Below are 16,929 nucleotides of genomic sequence, written 5' to 3'. Positions count from 1 at the left end.
TATTTAATTAGAAAAAGATGCATCCATGATATCATAGATGCATCCTTTTATTATTTCATAAGTAATTTTCATTTTTATTATTATCTTTTTATTATTTACTTACCAAGATATATTAAGTTTATCCTTTAAGAAACTTTCTTTTAATAACTGATAATATAATTTGAAATATCTATATGATAATCCTCTGCTAAACTAAGAAGTTGATCTTCATTAGCATTCTCTACAACTATAGCTAAAAGTGTAATCCCCGATGCTTTCACCTTATTTAACAAGTCTCTTCTAAGTTCCTTATAATCTACCTTTCTCACCGTACCCCTCCTATTAATTCTCTCTTTAAAATTCTAATGCACCGAACTTTCCCTCCACTATTAAGCTATCTATTGAAATATTGTAAGAGAAAGTAACATTAAAGTCATATAAAGATTAGTTATAGAAATATTATCTATTTATACTTAAGACAAATAAGTATTATATAAATATGAGAAGAAGGTTAGAATTATACTAAACTTTTCACCATATAATAGCAATTATAATTTTAGTTCATTGCCAATTAATCAAAGCTTCTAATTAATTATCAGAATAACATTTGAAAATCCTTCTTTAATATAGTTAATAAGAGATTTTAAGCAATAATCAAGGCCTCATAAAGAAACTAAAAGCTTCTTTAGTAAAACCATTTGCTTCACCCACATTTTTGATATTACTAATATGATAAATCTTGTTATCGTAATCCTTTGCTTGGTTATCAACTATATAGGCATAATCATAATTTCCTTTTTCTACCCAGCCCATAAAAATGTACGTATGCGTAGGAATGCCATCTTTATTTCCAGTAGCATCTGTAGTAAAACCAATATCACCTGGTTGTAGATTCTTATAATCAGTATCCTTCTTCCAACCCATTTGATTTAGTTTTTTTAGAATTTGAGTTGTATTAGCCGTTTCCTTTGAAATTGGCACATCATTTCTTCTTAAGACCTCTGATAAAAAATAAACACAGGTATTTGCTGATTTGCCCCCATTTAGGGCAATAGCCGCTTCATATACTTGTATTCGGTTTTGTTTATCAATCATATAGGAATAAATTCTTTTCCTCACTTCTCCTTGCTGCGGCTTATTAAGCATTGTTTCATAAATGGCTACTATTGCAATTACCATAATCAACACTGTACTTATTGTGAGCTTTATCTTCTTCATAAAAACCACCCTTGTTAAATTGTATTATATATCCAATTATAAAAGAGTAGTTTTAAGAATTAGCTATCATATTTCTTAAATATTTCTTAAGAAATCACAATAAAGATCTAATAATTTCCTCAATATACACCTACTACTTATGAAACCTCATAGTATATTCAGTTCCCGTTGTTTCTTCATTTATTTTTTCATTTTCAACTATGAACCCAACCTTTTTATAAAACTCAACAGACTTATAATTCTCCTTATAAACAGCCAAGGTCAGCATTGGATATATGTCCTTTACATAATCCATTAGCTTAGTTCCTATGCCATTTCCTTGGCACTCTACATCTACAAACAATGCTCCAATATACTCTCCCCCTATGACACTTATGAACCCCTGTATTTCTCCCTGTTCTAAATATACATAGGTTTCAGCCATAGGAATATATTTTTCCTTTACATCCTTATAGTTATTTAACCAATACTCCTCAGGAATAAAGTTATGAGCTTTAATGGTAGCATTCTTCCAAATTTCCATTACCTTATTTATTTCTTCTTCATTCATGGTTAGTTTTTTAAACATAAAAATATTCCTCCACATAAAGCTTTTGAACTCAATTATTTCTAATTAGATTTTCTATTATTTCTTATTTCTTTTTGAATAAGCTTAAGAGCCTTCTTAGACCCTCTTTCTATATCTCTCTCAAGCTTTCTCTCTTTGTAACTTACGAACAAAGTACTTAAGTCATATCCTTCCGGATATAAATCCTCAGCTTTTAAATCTAACTTAATTCTCTTTATATTAATCTCAATAAAGTTATTTTTATATAATACTTTAATATTATTAAATCTATCTTCAGCTTCATAAACAATACCATAATCATTATGGTCTATTAGAAAAACCTTATCTCCTGTTTTAAACTCATATTCTTCCTTACTACTTAATACTTCCTCTTCTTTTTTCTTTTTAATTTTACTATCCTTTATTAAATCTAAATTGTAATTTTTACTTTCAATATACTGCCTTGCTCTTTCAAGAATGGACTCTTTTATCCCCATTTTTTTAGATATCCAAAGAGCATTACTCTCCCCAGATTTGCCTATAATTAGTTTATATAAAGGCTCTAAGGTATCACTTTTAAACTGCATAGCAGCATTCTCAAAATCATTATGACTTTCCGAGAAATTTTTAATCTCTCCATAATGGGTAGTTGCCATGATTATACAACCTTTATGATAAAGTTCTTCTAGGATTGCAATAGCAAGTCCTGCACCCTCATTAGGCTCAGTTCCACTACCTATTTCATCACAAAGAATTAAAGTAGATCTGTTACTGCTATTAATAATTTCCGCCAAATTTTTAATATGAGAAGAAAAGGTACTTAGGGAATTCTCAATACTTTGATCATCTCCAATATCCACGAAAACCTTCTCAAAAATAGACATTTCTGTGCCTTCTTTCGCTGAAATATGAAACCCTGACTGCACAGCTAAAGTTAAAAGTCCAATAGTTTTCAAGGTAACAGTCTTGCCCCCTGCATTAGGTCCTGTTATTATCAATGCTCTATAATCTACTCCAATTCTAAAATCTAAAGGCACTAGGTCTCCTTTTAGCAGTGGATGTTTTCCTTTAATAAGATTTATATATCCGTAATCATTAATCTTTGGCTTTATTCCCTCTATCTCTCTACTATATTTAGCTTTAGCAAAAATCATATCATATTCTGCCATTACCTCAATATTAATTTTTATAGCTCTTAAATTATCATAAATCAAACCAGTTAGATAAGATAATATCTTATACTCTTCTACCGCTTCTTCGGATTTTAATTCTACTAATTCTACAGTATTTTTTGCTATAATACTTGGTTCAATAAATACTGTAGATCCCTTAGAAGAAGTTTCTACAATGGTTCCTGATACATAATTTTTATAAGCTGCTTTTATAGGTATTGTATACCTATCTTTTCTCTTGCTTATAAAAAAGTCTTGAATATAGTTTTTATTGCTAGAACTTTTTAGAAAATTATCTAACTTTTCTTGTATCTTACCCTCAGTAATTTCTATATGCCTACGAATTTTTTTTAGTTCTTTACTAGCATTAGAATCTACTACACTACCTCTTATTGCAAACTCAATTTCTTCTTCTACAGACTTAAATTCTGTAATAGAATCTCCGTATAAACTTAGGGTGGGAGCATAAAATTCTTTTCCCTTCATAAATTCCTTAATTTTTCTACAGCCTCTTAAGAAATTACATAGAGTTGTCAAAGCCTCAGGTTCTAAAATTGCTCCTTTTTCCATACTATCGATAATATTTGTTATATTAAATACTCCCTCTAAAGGAATATGACTAACAGTGTCCAGAAGTACCCTTCCTTCAGTGGTTTCATCAAGTCTTTGGTCTACTACCTTTAAACTTGTACTTGGTTCTAGCTTATCTATTAAGTCTTTCCCTAAACCACTTACACAATAGGATTTTACTATCTCTTTTAACTCCATATATTGCAATTTATTCAATGTATTTGTATTCATTTTCTCTCTCCTCATGTAGAATTTTCTTATATTTTTACTTCATGAAGATACTATCCCTATAGACAGATTTCATCTATTAATATTTACAAAAACAAAAAAGCTGTGGATACCACCACAGCTAAAAATACGTAACTTCATAAAAGGTAGAATAAACTACCCTTTCTTAATATACAGCACTTTTCGGATTGTATCTTCATAGATTTCACCAAATAAACCCATAACAAATAAAGGTACAAAATACCTCTTTAAAATGGTTTATTTAGTTATAAAATTTTATCTATTTAGATACTAACACGCTCATAAAGCACCTCATTTATTTTTAATGAAACCTATCATTTTTATTTTATTATACATTACTATAAACTGTCAACTACTTCATAATATTAAACTACTTTTTAGAACCTTCAATCTGCCAACTGTTTAAGTAGCATTTGCTTTAACCTCATAAGATTGTTTCTAAGTATCGAAGATACTTTATTCAGTCCAACACGGATTCTAATGTTGCTAAATTAGAGCAGTTCTCTATAACATTAATAATTAAAGTCCTACATAGAAAGCAATTCAGCTTTTTTCTTATCAAACTCTTCTTGGGTTATTGCTCCCATGTCTAGAAGCTGTTTAAACTTTAATATTTCATCAGCCACACTAAATGTAGTCTTAGATTCCTCCTTGCTATTTTCCATGCCTTCTTGTACTTCCTCATATTCTGCTTCTACGAAATCTTCATTCAAATCTACTGACACTTCTGCCAAATCTCTTTCATAATCAGCTTGTGTGTAATTAGCCACTGATTCATATAAAGCTTTCCTTAAACGATCACCCATTGGTTTCATAGAAGCATAAGTCATTCCTCCTGATATAAAGCCTCCTAATATTGGAATTGCTTTGGATACTCCTTTTGCAAAAGTATCTTTTGTAAGCTTTACTCCAAGGATTGATGCTATCTTTTTTATGATTGGGTAATAAACAGTCTTTGTTAATGCCTTTTGAGGAATCTTTTTTAGCGCTTGCTTAGACATATTTGCCGAAATCACTCTAAGAGCTGTAGCAGAACCACTTACTCCAAACATTACTCCAATAAACACCATAAGCTCTTCTTTGACTTTTTTATCATCCATAGTACCATTTTTCCATAAATCTTCAAAGCCATATATGTATGCTAATTCTTGTGCTAAACGTAAAGCTACACTAAAAAACTGCAAAGTATCTGCTGGAATTGTAGCCGCCATTGCCAGCCCACCTGGAAGCCCTGCTAAAAAGGATGCCCCAGAGCTTTGTAGCGTTCTACTATTTATAGCACTTCTTGCTTCACTATCTATAGTACTTAAACTTACTCCTGCTAGAATAGGTCCTTTTTCTACTAACTCTTGAATTTTTGAACCTGATATATGTTTTTTAAAAGTTTTCACTAGAAATTCATCTCTATCAACTTTTACTCCTGGTAGTTTTAAAGCACTTGTTATTGCCACCTCAAGGGTATTGTTAGTTGCTTGTTCACTCATTTAATTCATCTCCTGTTTTTAATAATATTTACTAATTTTAAAATTCAACTTATATTAATCCAATATTCGTATTAATTAGCAAATACTTTAAGTAAATAACATCCCTAGTTATAATATTATTTAAATGTATTATAATTTATCTCAGTAAAACTTCTATAATTCTTCTCCACTGCTCCTACCATAGTCTACCATTACTCCTGAGAAACTGTGTTCTCTCTTATTTGTATGAAATAATACATAATAAGTTAAAGTTTCTTCATCACAACAATAGTTTTCTCTTTTCGTCTATTATTAATTGTTAGTGTAAATTTTGGTAAATGCTATAGCCCATTGAAGTTAAATTCATGTAATGCTACTATAATTACAGATATAGATGATACCTCTAATCTAGTTTAAAGTTTATAAATAAGCATGTTGTTTTAATAAACGTCTAGGTCTATAGAAAGGATATTTTTATGATGCTAAAGGAAAAGGTTAAAAATCTCCCTAATTGCCCTGGAGTATATCTAATGAAGGATTCTTTGGATAATATTATTTATGTAGGGAAATCTAAAAATTTAAAAAACAGAGTTAGATCATACTTTTATAGCTCAAAGCATTCCTCTTCAAAGATAGAAAAGCTTGTTCAAAACCTAAAGGATTTTGATTATATAGTTACCGATACAGAATTTGAAGCCTTTATGCTGGAATGCCAACTAATTAAAAAGCTAAAACCAACCTATAATAGGCTGATGAAAAGCCCTTTAGCTTATACATATATTAAAATAACCATGGATGAAAGCTATCCAAACATAGAGGTGACTAATAGTTATGAAGAAAACACTAGAAATCTTTACTATGGACCCTATGCAGCAAAAGGCATTGTAGAAAATGCTATAGAAGGTTTAAAGAAGTTTTACAAAATAAATTGTAGTAATCCAACTAAAAAAAATTCTACCTGCCTTAATTACTCCCTAGGACTTTGCCTTGGTATGTGTATAGGTGGTAGTGCTCAAAATGAATATATCAGTATAATAAATAAAATCATAGGAATTTTAAGCGGACTTGATAATACTTTACTTTTAGAACTCGAAGAAGCAATGAACAATGCATCAGAGGAGTTCAACTTCGAAACTGCTGCAAAATACAGGGATTGTATAGAAGCACTAAAATCTCTTATAAACAAAGAAAAGATTTTAGATTTTACAAAAGCAAATAATAATATTCTGATGCTTGAGTCACTTAAAGAAAATCAAATTAAGTCTTTCCTTATTAAAGGAAATAGAGTTATCTTCAGTAAGCAATATACTTTTAATAATCCTACTAAAGAATTAATTCAAGAAATAAAAGATGATATTCTTGCTAATTTCACTACGGATGTTCTTAATTCTTCAATTAAGGTTACTAGAGATGATATAGATGAGGCTCAAATTATTTATAGCTACTTAAAAACTAATAATTGCAAGCATATAATAATTCCTGATGAATATCTTAAATTCATCAATAACACAAAAATAGATGAAGCTATTAATAGTTTGCTTTCTAATTAAAAGCTTCTTTAGTTACATAACAGCTTTTTCATATGACTAAAGACTTTTAAATCGCTATGAATTTCTTACTTTTTTAAAATTAAATAGGTTCCTGCTACAAGCAGAAGCACTCCAATAATATTTCCAAAGCGAACTTCTCGGTGATGAAGTAAAAAAACATCTACTAAAAGTGCGCTAATTAATTGTGCAACTACTATTATACTAAGTGTTATGGTTGCCCCTAATTCAGGCATTGATTTTATTCCAAGGTACACAATAATTGTGCCAAAAGCTCCTCCAATAAGTAGTTGAGGACTAACAGTAATAATCTTTGAATATTGATTTAGTGTACCCTTGAGTATATTTGCAACTAATATAACTAATACTCCTGTCAATAGATTATGAAGAGTAGCTATTTTGGGAGTAACAATATTTGCAAGCTTTGAATTTATTGTTGCCTCTAGGGTGGTAAAAATCCCTGCACATATAGCAAAAAAAATAGCCATAAATCTATCCATAATATACAACTCCTAACAAACCAGTTAATTAGAGTATATGATGGTGAAGGAATTAATATTATAAGAACTATAGACATCTAAAATTAATTCTAGGTTAACTTCCCAAGTATGGTATAAAATTCAAAACTGACCTACTATATAAGATTAATTTTAGTAATAACATGTTTATAAAGGTACAGGGTACAGAAGTATACTAAGTATAGTTCAATTGTCGTAAGTTTATTTTTACAACAATTGAACTAGTACTATGATAAGAAGATAAGAAGACAAACACATATGAAGATAACACGATATAAAGATAAGAAGATATAGTGTTTATGCGGGTTTCAGCCCTTGTTTCTGCTATTATTCTTCTAAAAACTTATTAAATCTACCTCTAACTTTAGCTTCACCCATTATTTGCATCACCGTGTAAAGATCTGGAGCATTAACTCTGTGAGTTAATGCTGTTCTTATAGTTGCTGCCACATCTGCTATCATTCCATTAAAGTTTTCAGGGTTAGCTTTAAATTCTTTTCTATTAGCAGTATAGCCAAGGGTCAAACCTATGGCCTTCAATTCCTCAAACCATAACTCTTTATTTGAATTGAAATTATACTCCTTTGAGTAAGTCTCTACTATTCTCTTAGCTTCTTCAAGATTCATCTTGCTTGGAAGTTCTATAGCTTCTTTCTCTTCTCTATTAAACAATTCATCAAAGAAATAAAATATCTTTTCCCTAACCTCACACCACTTTGCAAAGTCCTTCCTTGGATTTAAGCCCTCCTTGTCAATATTGAATATAGCTTTGCTTAGAGCCTCATGGGAAGTAACAAGACTATACATCTCATTATCATACTCTTTAGCCCAAGCAATATAATTATTATATACGACCTCTGCCTTCATTCTAGCTATAACCTCTTTAGAAACATCATTAAGCTTAACTAAATCAAATAAAGCTCCACTTTTACTCATTTTCTCTAGTTCCACCTTAAAGTTAGTGCTATTCTCATGAGGATTATCAACTCTCCATTGTTCAAAATCTGAATTAATTATATTTAACAAGTATTCGGTAACTGACTCCACTGGATAACCCATTTCGTGATAATATGAAACAGCAGCCTCTAAATCCTTCCTCTTAGACAGTTTCCTTTTAGAATCTCCATCTATTTTCATAATAGTTGGAGTGTGAGCATACTTTGGAACCTGAAATCCTAAAACCTGAAAAAGTTGAACATGAATTGGGGCAGAGGATAGCCATTCTTCTCCTCTAATAACATGAGTAGTGCCCATTAAATGATCATCCACAGCATGGGCTAAATGATAAGTTGGTAGTCCATCTCCTTTTATTAGGACTATATCTTGAATATTTTCTGGAAAGGCAACAATCCCTTTTATCAAATCATGAATTTCAACTTTTCCTTCTGGATGTCCTGGTGATTTTAATCTAATTATATACTCTTCACCACTTTCAATTCTTTTAATTGCTTCTTCAGTTGAAGTGTTTCTACACTTTGCATACTGCCCATAGTATCCTGGAGTTATTTTTTCTTTTATCTGTTTTTCTCTAAGTTCTCCTAACTCCTGAGCAGTACAAAAACAAGGGTATGCTAAGCCCTTCTTGATTAAATCATAGACAAAAGTCTTATATATTTCTTCTCGCTCACTTTGTCTATAAGGACCATAGTCTCCTTTTGATTCATACCTTGATACCATTCCTTCATGAAAATTTAGTCCAAATTTATGCATGGTTTCTATAGTATCCTCAACAGCCCCTTTAATTTCTCTTTTTTGATCAGTATCCTCAACTCTAATGTAAAAAACCCCACCACTTTGATTCGCTAACCTTTCATCAATTATGGCAGAAAACACACTACCAATGTGCTGAAAACCAGTTGGACTTGGTGCATATCTTGTAACCTTAGCCCCTTCCGGCAAATTCCTCTTAGGATACTTCTCAAAATAATATTTCGGATTCTTATCCATGTTTGGGTATATTAACTTTGCTAATTTTTCAAAACTCATAACTTTCCTTCCCTTCTTTTTTATGACTTAAAACAAAAGTTCTAGCTTACACTACTTTTTATCTTCATTGTCTTAAGGTAATGAAGATAAAAAACTTAAAAACTAATCCAAATTTACCAGCAAATAAAATAGCCCTTCATCCAAATATCTTAGGACGAAAGGCTATTTTCCGCGTTACCACCTAAATTGGTTAAGTTTCCTTAACCCAACTTAATTATTTTTAAGGGAATTACCCCATAAATATACTACATCAAATTTGACTTTCTATTTATTGCTCCAAAGCTTCCTTCCACAGAGTTAAATTCTAAGTTTTCACCCTCCTTAGATCTCTATACGGCATCTTTTACTTGTTATTTATTTCAGATGCCTAAATTAACTTTCCATGTACTCTTCTTCTTCAACACATATACAGTATTATCGCAGTTTTAGAAATATGTGTAATATTATATATCTAATGCTTTTAATTGTAAAGTAATTTTTAACAAGCTACGATTTCTTTTATCATAAATTCTTTGCCGCCTAACAGTTCCCAGCTTGTACTTTGGCACCTTGGGCATTTACTGTTGTTTTCAATGAGATTAAAAACTTTATTACACGCCTTGCAAATCCCATTACCTGGCAGTATTTCAATCTTTAGTTTTGTATCTTGCAGTAAAGTCCCATCCACTGCCGCTGGATAGCAGGATTCAACATATCTAGGAATCATGGATGATAGCTCTCCAATTTGAAGAACTATGGTATCTACTTTACTTAATCCATTATTTCTTGCAAAGTTTTCAACGGTTTTGATAACTTCAATAACCACTCCTAATTCATGCACGAAAAACATCCTCTCTCACTAGTTATTCTAATCCTGATTAAACATAGATTTCAAAAGTTTCACTGGTTTTTTCACTACTATTCTCACCTTACGTTTTAAGGCATGCTTTACTATATTAGCCTTCATATCACTAAACTCAGGATTTTCTTTGTCATATCTTCTCACAAGGCTGATTGCATCATATTTACACTTTGTGGTACATGCACCGCAACCTACACAAAGAAATTCATCTACAACAGTTGCACCACATCCAAGGCATCGTTCTGTTTCTTTCTTTACTTGTTCCTCTGTGAAGGTTTCTCTTAAATCATTGAAGGTTTCCTTAGATTTCTTTCCATCTACGTGACTTACTTTTTCTCTTGAGGCTCTATCATATCCTTCCAGGTTCAGATTTTCCTTATCAAAAGCTTTATACTCTCTTCTAATACGTCCAATTGTTAAGCTCTGTCCTGGGTGAACATATCGATGAATTGAAATAGCCCCTTCTTTTCCTAGCGCAATAGCATCAATTGCAAATTTAGGACCTGTTAAAGCATCTCCTCCAGCAAATACATCTGGTTCATCTGTTTGTAAGGTAATTGGATCTGCTTTAATTGTTTTATTAGGATTTAGCTGGATTTTTGAGCTTTCAAATAGTCCACCCCATTCAATCCCTTGTCCAACAGAGATAAGTACATGATTTGCTCTAACTATCTTAGTAACCTTTTCATCATATTTAGGATTAAACCTTCTATTTTCATCAAATACAGAAATGCATTTTTTAAATTCAACTCCAACTACATGTCCATTTTCTGTGATAATAGCCTTTGGTCCCCAGGAATTATTTATTGTAATATCTTCTGCTAAAGCTTCTTCAATTTCTTCTCCAAGAGCCGGCATTTCCTCTCTGTTTTCTAAACAATACATATCCACCTTAGAAGACCCAACTCTTACGGCTGTTCTAGCAACATCAATAGCAACATTGCCCCCTCCGATTACTATAGTTTTCCCTTCTAGTCTTGCTTCTTCTCCTAAACTTACCCTGCGTAAAAACTCCACACCAGTTGTTACTCCTTCTGCATCCTCATTAGCGATGCCAAGGGTTCTACCGCCTTGAGCACCTATTGCTACATAGAAAGCTTCATAGCCTTCTTTTCTTAAATCATTAAGACTTATATCCTTTCCAACTTCTACTCCAGTTTTAAATTCAACTCCTAGTTCCTTAAGTATTTGAATTTCAGCATTAACTACGTCCTTTTCTAGTCTAAAGGCTGGAATTCCTAAGGTAAGCATACCACCAAGGGCTTTTTGTTTTTCAAAAACAGTTACCTTATACCCATCAATTGCTAGGTAAAAAGCACAGGAAAGTCCAGAAGGACCTGCTCCAATAACCGCGATTTTATTTCCATATTCATGTCTTAACATTGGTATATATCTAGTATCCTTATTTAAATCCTGCTGTGCAATAAACTTCTTGATCTCATCAATAGCAATTGGCTCATCAATATCTCCCCTAGTACAAGCTGCTTCACATTTCCTTGGACATATTCTTCCGCAAACAGCTGGGAAAGGATTTTCATGCTTAATTAATTCTAAGGCTTCAGTATATCTGCCTTGGGCAGCTAGCTTAATATAGCCTTGAATTCCAATGTGTGCAGGGCATTCTGCTTTACAAGGACTTGAACCTGTATCCGTAACTACTTTTCTATTTGTACGGTAATCTGGGTTCCATTTATCTAAACCCCACTCAGTATCATGCGGGAGTTCTCTTTGCTTCTCAACAATAGGTGTTTTGCTACAAACCTTTTGACCAAGCTTTAAGGCACCAGTAGGACAGTTTTCTACGCACTCTCCACAGGCAACGCACTTATCTTTATCTACTTTAGAAATATAATTAGAGCGCACCATATCAGGATTAACAAACATATTTGCAATTCTTAAAGCAAAGCAAGAACAGCCACAGCAGTTACAAATAGCATGAGTTTTTCCTGGTCCATCGGTGTTAGGTATGCTATGCATTAGCCCATTTTCTTCTGCTCTTTTAATAATTTCAAAAGCTTCTTCGCGAGTAATTTCTCTTCCTCTTCCAGTACGTATATAATATTCGGCAGCATGGCCCAACTGAATACACATATCTTCCTTTAAGTGACCACAGCCTTCCCCCATAACTTCTCTTGAGGTACGACAAGAACAATCAGAAACAGAGAAAATAGTGTTTTCATTTAGATATTTGGAAACTTCCTCATAAGAAGCTCTTCTAGTTTCTCCTGAAATAGACTTTTCTATAGGAATAACACGCATAGGTCCCCCACCTACTGGAACATTTCCACAAGCCTTTGGTCCTCTTAATTTTCCATAGTCATCAAACGCCTTACCTATTTGAGGATATTTCTTAACATTTTCCCTGTTATTAACCATCATTTCCATGTGACCTGGTACCCAGATCTCATGCCAGTATTTATCTACTCCATCAATTTTATTAACAAAAGCGGCTCCCGCCATAGCTAGTTCCCATAATAGCTTTTCAGTTTTTTCTAAAGACTTACCACAAAGCCCCGAAATTTCTTGAGCACTTAGTGGCTTACGTAACTCAAGGTGAAGTGCTACCTCTGCCATCTCCTCAGTTACAACAGGTTCTAGAATTTTGTATTCCGGATCCTCTGGTTTAATTTCAGACTTTGTCCCTATTTTTGTTCTGCTAATCTTATTAGCAAGTTCCAATACCTTTTGATTTACCATCTATGATTTCCCTCCCCAAAATAAATAATCATTATAGTCTTAGTTTTCATTCCAGTTCTTAACTTCTGATTTTATCCAATCCACCCATTCTTCAAGGCCTTCACCTTTTTTTGCTGAAATTGGAATTACTTTAATATTAGGATTTAATTTTTTTACTCTCTCCTTTACAGCTTCTAAATCGAAATCAAAAACACTCATTGTATCCATCTTATTAATTAATAAAACATCAACAATGGAAAACATTAAAGGATACTTTAAAGGCTTATCATCACCTTCTGGCACACTTAAAATCATGGCATTTTTCGAAGCTCCAGTATCAAACTCTGCTGGACATACTAAGTTTCCTACGTTTTCTAAAATAACAAAATCTATCCCGTCTGTGCCTAGCCCCTTTAATCCTTGTTTAGTCATATCTGCGTCTAGGTGACACATTCCTCCTGTATGCAACTGAATTACTTTGGCACCTGTTTTAGATACGGTCTTAGCATCTACTTCAGAATCGATATCTGCTTCTAAAACCCCAATATTCATCTCACCCTTCAGTGCTTCTATTGTTCTTAAAACTGTAGTGGTTTTTCCAGATCCCGGTGATGACATTAAGTTTAATAAAAATGTTTTCTCTTTCTTAAGTTCTTCCCTAAGCAAATCTGCTTGTTTGTTGTTATCTTCAAATACACTTTGTTTAATTTCTAAAACCTTGTAATTATCCATATAGTTTTACCCCATTTCATTTAATTTTTTAAGTCTAACCTTAGTTTAAAGTCTCAATACTTCTTAAAGTACAAGCAAGAAAACATTACTGACTTTTCTAAAAAATTATAGTTAAATAAACTTTCCCTCTAGGTGCATGAAATAAAATTAAACCCAATCACTTTATAGGATTGTTATTTTTTTATCATTCCTGTTTGCAATTAAGGGAACTAAAATTAATACCTAACTCTTATAAGCCAGCTTTAGTTCCCTTAAAGTCTATTATTATAATGAATTACTTATTTGTGTGCCTACTTGGCTGCAGTTCTCTGCAAGTGCTTTAACTTCTTTATATTTTTCTAAATCTGTATATAACTCACCCATATATGGATTTCTCTTTGTCTTAATTACCTTGTAAATCATATAAGCAATTACTGCAATATTTGATAATAAGGATAAAAGGCTAAATATAAAAAGTGGTGTAGGGTTATAAGTTGATGCTACTGCGAAAGCTCCCTTATCAATAAATGCTGGGAAGGTTTGAGCAAACATACACCAAATAGCTAGGGTTTGTGCACGATGCTGTAACCATGCTCCTTTTCCCACTGTGAAAGCACAAAGAGTCGGTGCTAAAAGTAGTGCAAAACCACAATACCAAGCATGTCCTGGAAGACAGTTGTAGGTATAAGCAAAATTCCAAAGATCATAAGCTATAATCCAGAACCATAGCATATCAGGCCAAATCATGTCTCTACTGCCGTCTTTATCTGTTTTCTTACGTATACATATTCCAAGCCATCCAGTAATGGCAATTATATTTAAAATTCCAGCAATACCATTCATGAAGTTCCATGAGCCACCAAGCACATACATAGCGTCGTCAGCTAATATTCCTCCACCAGCATATTGCAAACCAACCTGAAAATCACGTGCAACAGCTTCTAATATGTTAATAGCAAGAATCAAAGGTGGGAAGCATAATGCCCACTTCACTTCAGACATTCTCCATTCCTTACCTGTTAGTTTATTTCTTCCTTTAACATGTCTAATACACCAGAATCCTATACATCCTGCTGTAGAAGAATAAACTTTTGCTAGGTGGAACCAGTCAGTGTAAGTAGTATCTTTTAATGCTGTAAACCATACTATGGAAAGTACTATTGGTAAAATAACAAAACAAATAAATCCAGCTTCCTTAGACCTTCTAGTTATTTCATTTAATCCAAAAAGTAGAGCAAAAACCAGTATCCAGACACCCCAAACACTTAATACCGTTGCTCCCTCTGCATAATTAAAAACAAACATTTCTTAACCTCCTCCATTTTTTGAAAATTAAATTTGTTTTCAATTTAATTATACAGTTATTGTAAAAACCCCTTCAATAGACACATACCCTAAAGTGTCTGATTTGAAGGGGTTTAAATTTAAACTTTTAATTCATATTTTATAAAAGCATCTACAGAACGGGAAATGCTTCCAGTTATCATTAAAAGAAGCTTGTCTAAAATAACTTTTGGCTCTTCTTTCATACCATCACATACCCAATCCATCATAAGTCCATTAAATACATGTCTATAGAAATTAACAATGAAATCTCTATCCTTCTCTTGTAATTTTACCCCCATATTACCCTCGCATTCTTTGACTACGTAATGAAGTAAATTATTTGAGAAGTCTATAAAATAGCCCCTTACTTCTGGCCAGTAGGAAGACTTGCATATATGAAAAATCATTGTTGAGTTTTTCTTCAAATAATTCATTGTTGCTAAAAAGCCGCCTTCCCAAGTTTCAAAGGTTCTATTTTGCGCAATCTCTGCATATAACTCTTCCACTATTGTGAAATTAAGTATGTCTATAATATCCTTAAAATAATAATAAAAAGTCTGCCTATTTACTCCGCAATGAATACAAACATCTTTTACGGTAACCTTATCTATGGATTTTTTATTTAATAAATCCTTAAATGAATTAATCATTGCAGGTTTAGCACACTGTTTCATGAACATCTCCCCCAAAATGTGATTACTCTAGAATTTCCAGTGCTTTACTTTATTGAAAATTTTATATTTATACAGCTATTATACCATTTATCAAACATATTATCATGCTATATTCTTCTAGATTTTAGTAATATTTAGTAATGTAACAAATGCATGTTTTCACACGCTCCCTTAAAAGCTAGCGATTACTTTCATTTTTTTACATTCATTCTGAACCCCTGCAATTACAAGGCATTCCAGTGATTTTTTTTAGACAAAAAAAGTTGAAATTCCTATATAATAAAAAAAGCTATAAACTCTAATTCAAAGTTATAGCTCATTCAAAATCCCCCTAATTAACTTGTTTGTCTTATAGATCAATTCTAGTATAGTTATTATCTATTATTATGAATTCTACAAAGTAAGTTTTGCAACTAATTCTCCATCTTCAATATCACCTGTTTCTGCAAAGCCTATTGATTTATATAAGGCTTTTGCTACTAAGTTATCTGGTTCATAGGACAGTAAAACCATAGTTGCTTCTCCTTTTGGGAAGGTTCTAATTAATTCAATGGCTTTTTTTATTGCTTCCTTTCCATATCCTCTCCCTTGATAATTTCTATCAATCATAAATCTCCATACCCAATAAACACTTTCAGCATTGTCTTCATTTGCATAATTATAAGATAACATTATAAAACCTACCATAATATCATCATGGTAAATAGCATATGGCATAGGAATACACTCATTATTAGTTAAAGCAACATAAGCTTCAGCAAGACTTGACAAATTTGTAGCAACAAAGCTTCTCTGCTCCTCCTTAGGTTGCAACTTAACACATTCACCAAAGTTTTCCCATGTAATTTGTCTAAATTCTATCATAATTCTCCCCCTATATATTTAAATTTTAAACACCCTTAATAATACTTCATAAATCCGTTTAAATAATCTTTTTTAGGTAGTATCTCATATGGTTAGCTGGACAGTTCTCTAATTCCCCAAAAACTTCATATCCATGCTTAAGATAAAAATCCTTTGCTTGAAAATCAAAAGTGTCTAAGTGGATTAATGAACATCCCTTTTCCTGTGCGATTTTTTCCACTTCCCTTAAAAGTATTGATCCGTACCCCTTTCCCCTAAAATCTTCCTTTACCCATAGTACGTCTATGTACATACAATTCCAACAATATAATAGAGCATTTACTCCAGCAACAATCTCGTCATTATCTTCTTTAACAACTCTGCTAATTGGTATAAAGGTTGGTTCTTGAGTATATGGTACTTTTGAATTATTATATTCAACTATCCCATAGTCAACTATCCTAATGCTTTCCCTAGTTCCTTCTTCAATTACATAAGTTTTCATACTAAAAAATTCCCCCTACCTCAATAATTTTAATTTATCTTTTATTTACTTCTATTTTCATAGAATTTTATTATTTATAAACAAGTAGTTTAAGATGAATATGT

Annotated in this window: 15 protein-coding genes; 1 reads left to right on the top strand and 14 read right to left on the bottom strand. The window is 32.1% G+C overall.

Annotated features, from left to right (window positions below):
* Window positions 1-140: 140 nt before the first annotated feature.
* The 5 genes from J2Z44_RS03280 to J2Z44_RS03260 form a co-directional block, all read right to left on the bottom strand.
* Window positions 141-308: a hypothetical protein gene (locus J2Z44_RS03280; protein ID WP_021285591.1), complete on the bottom strand. Its 168-nt coding sequence runs from the start codon at window positions 306-308 to the stop codon at window positions 141-143.
* 325 nt (window positions 309-633) lie between these two features.
* Entirely contained in the window at window positions 634-1,197 is a 564-nt protein-coding gene (locus J2Z44_RS03275; protein ID WP_021285590.1) for a hypothetical protein, read from the bottom strand.
* A gap of 133 nt (window positions 1,198-1,330) precedes the next feature.
* Window positions 1,331-1,765 carry an N-acetyltransferase gene (locus tag J2Z44_RS03270; protein ID WP_021285589.1) on the bottom strand — a complete coding sequence of 145 codons (435 nt, stop codon included), beginning with the start codon at window positions 1,763-1,765 and terminating at the stop codon, window positions 1,331-1,333.
* 41 nt (window positions 1,766-1,806) lie between these two features.
* A complete protein-coding gene (locus J2Z44_RS03265) occupies window positions 1,807-3,717 on the bottom strand; it encodes an endonuclease MutS2 (protein WP_021285588.1) in 1,911 nt (636 codons plus the stop codon).
* Between the two features lie 545 nt (window positions 3,718-4,262).
* Window positions 4,263-5,219: an SHOCT domain-containing protein gene (locus tag J2Z44_RS03260; protein WP_021285587.1), complete on the bottom strand. Its 957-nt coding sequence runs from the start codon at window positions 5,217-5,219 to the stop codon at window positions 4,263-4,265.
* A gap of 455 nt (window positions 5,220-5,674) precedes the next feature.
* On the opposite strand from J2Z44_RS03260, the gene J2Z44_RS03255 reads away from it, so the two are divergent.
* Complete coding sequence (locus J2Z44_RS03255; RefSeq protein WP_209649335.1) at window positions 5,675-6,748, top strand: GIY-YIG nuclease family protein; 1,074 nt, start codon at window positions 5,675-5,677, stop codon at window positions 6,746-6,748.
* 65 nt (window positions 6,749-6,813) lie between these two features.
* Here J2Z44_RS03255 and J2Z44_RS03250 read toward each other — a convergent pair whose 3' ends face one another.
* The 9 genes from J2Z44_RS03250 to J2Z44_RS03210 form a co-directional block, all read right to left on the bottom strand.
* Window positions 6,814-7,245 carry a DMT family transporter gene (locus J2Z44_RS03250; RefSeq protein ID WP_021285584.1) on the bottom strand — a complete coding sequence of 144 codons (432 nt, stop codon included), beginning with the start codon at window positions 7,243-7,245 and terminating at the stop codon, window positions 6,814-6,816.
* 345 nt (window positions 7,246-7,590) lie between these two features.
* Complete coding sequence (gene gltX / locus J2Z44_RS03245; RefSeq protein ID WP_209649334.1) at window positions 7,591-9,249, bottom strand: glutamate--tRNA ligase; 1,659 nt, start codon at window positions 9,247-9,249, stop codon at window positions 7,591-7,593.
* Window positions 9,250-9,727: 478 nt separating this feature from the next.
* Window positions 9,728-10,069 (bottom strand): hydrogenase maturation nickel metallochaperone HypA/HybF, encoded by a 342-nt coding sequence (locus J2Z44_RS03240; RefSeq protein ID WP_021285581.1) that lies wholly within the window; start codon window positions 10,067-10,069, stop codon window positions 9,728-9,730.
* A 27-nt stretch (window positions 10,070-10,096) separates the two neighbouring features.
* Window positions 10,097-12,787, bottom strand: a complete 2,691-nt coding sequence (locus tag J2Z44_RS03235; protein ID WP_021285580.1) for an FAD-dependent oxidoreductase — start codon at window positions 12,785-12,787, stop codon at window positions 10,097-10,099.
* A gap of 39 nt (window positions 12,788-12,826) precedes the next feature.
* Complete coding sequence (gene hypB, locus J2Z44_RS03230) at window positions 12,827-13,498, bottom strand: hydrogenase nickel incorporation protein HypB (RefSeq protein ID WP_021285579.1); 672 nt, start codon at window positions 13,496-13,498, stop codon at window positions 12,827-12,829.
* Between the two features lie 264 nt (window positions 13,499-13,762).
* Complete coding sequence (locus J2Z44_RS03225) at window positions 13,763-14,782, bottom strand: DUF5692 family protein (protein ID WP_021285578.1); 1,020 nt, start codon at window positions 14,780-14,782, stop codon at window positions 13,763-13,765.
* Window positions 14,783-14,901: 119 nt separating this feature from the next.
* Window positions 14,902-15,477 carry a TetR/AcrR family transcriptional regulator gene (locus J2Z44_RS03220; RefSeq protein ID WP_021285577.1) on the bottom strand — a complete coding sequence of 192 codons (576 nt, stop codon included), beginning with the start codon at window positions 15,475-15,477 and terminating at the stop codon, window positions 14,902-14,904.
* A gap of 393 nt (window positions 15,478-15,870) precedes the next feature.
* Window positions 15,871-16,341, bottom strand: a complete 471-nt coding sequence (locus J2Z44_RS03215; RefSeq protein ID WP_021285576.1) for a GNAT family N-acetyltransferase — start codon at window positions 16,339-16,341, stop codon at window positions 15,871-15,873.
* A gap of 58 nt (window positions 16,342-16,399) precedes the next feature.
* Entirely contained in the window at window positions 16,400-16,825 is a 426-nt protein-coding gene (locus J2Z44_RS03210; RefSeq protein ID WP_021285575.1) for a GNAT family N-acetyltransferase, read from the bottom strand.
* Window positions 16,826-16,929 lie beyond the last annotated feature (104 nt).

It is taken from the genome of Clostridium punense, assembly GCF_017874425.1.
Taxonomy (GTDB): Bacteria; Bacillota; Clostridia; order Clostridiales; family Clostridiaceae; genus Clostridium_J; species Clostridium_J punense.
The sequence above is the reverse complement of the archived record's forward strand: the minus strand, read 5'-3'. Positions and strand labels throughout refer to the sequence as shown.

Excerpts from the sequence above, each read along its gene's own strand:
- J2Z44_RS03275 (WP_021285590.1), bottom strand. The coding sequence starts at position 1,197 with ATGAAGAAGATAAAGCTCACAATAAGTACAGTGTTGATTATGGTAATT.
- J2Z44_RS03270 (WP_021285589.1), bottom strand. The coding sequence starts at position 1,765 with ATGTTTAAAAAACTAACCATGAATGAAGAAGAAATAAATAAGGTAATG.
- J2Z44_RS03265 (WP_021285588.1), bottom strand. The coding sequence starts at position 3,717 with ATGAATACAAATACATTGAATAAATTGCAATATATGGAGTTAAAAGAG.
- J2Z44_RS03260 (WP_021285587.1), bottom strand. The coding sequence starts at position 5,219 with ATGAGTGAACAAGCAACTAACAATACCCTTGAGGTGGCAATAACAAGT.
- J2Z44_RS03255 (WP_209649335.1), top strand. The coding sequence starts at position 5,675 with ATGATGCTAAAGGAAAAGGTTAAAAATCTCCCTAATTGCCCTGGAGTA.
- J2Z44_RS03250 (WP_021285584.1), bottom strand. The coding sequence starts at position 7,245 with ATGGATAGATTTATGGCTATTTTTTTTGCTATATGTGCAGGGATTTTT.
- gltX (WP_209649334.1), bottom strand. The coding sequence starts at position 9,249 with ATGAGTTTTGAAAAATTAGCAAAGTTAATATACCCAAACATGGATAAG.
- J2Z44_RS03235 (WP_021285580.1), bottom strand. The coding sequence starts at position 12,787 with ATGGTAAATCAAAAGGTATTGGAACTTGCTAATAAGATTAGCAGAACA.
- hypB (WP_021285579.1), bottom strand. The coding sequence starts at position 13,498 with ATGGATAATTACAAGGTTTTAGAAATTAAACAAAGTGTATTTGAAGAT.
- J2Z44_RS03225 (WP_021285578.1), bottom strand. The coding sequence starts at position 14,782 with ATGTTTGTTTTTAATTATGCAGAGGGAGCAACGGTATTAAGTGTTTGG.
- J2Z44_RS03220 (WP_021285577.1), bottom strand. The coding sequence starts at position 15,477 with ATGAAACAGTGTGCTAAACCTGCAATGATTAATTCATTTAAGGATTTA.
- J2Z44_RS03215 (WP_021285576.1), bottom strand. The coding sequence starts at position 16,341 with ATGATAGAATTTAGACAAATTACATGGGAAAACTTTGGTGAATGTGTT.
- J2Z44_RS03210 (WP_021285575.1), bottom strand. The coding sequence starts at position 16,825 with ATGAAAACTTATGTAATTGAAGAAGGAACTAGGGAAAGCATTAGGATA.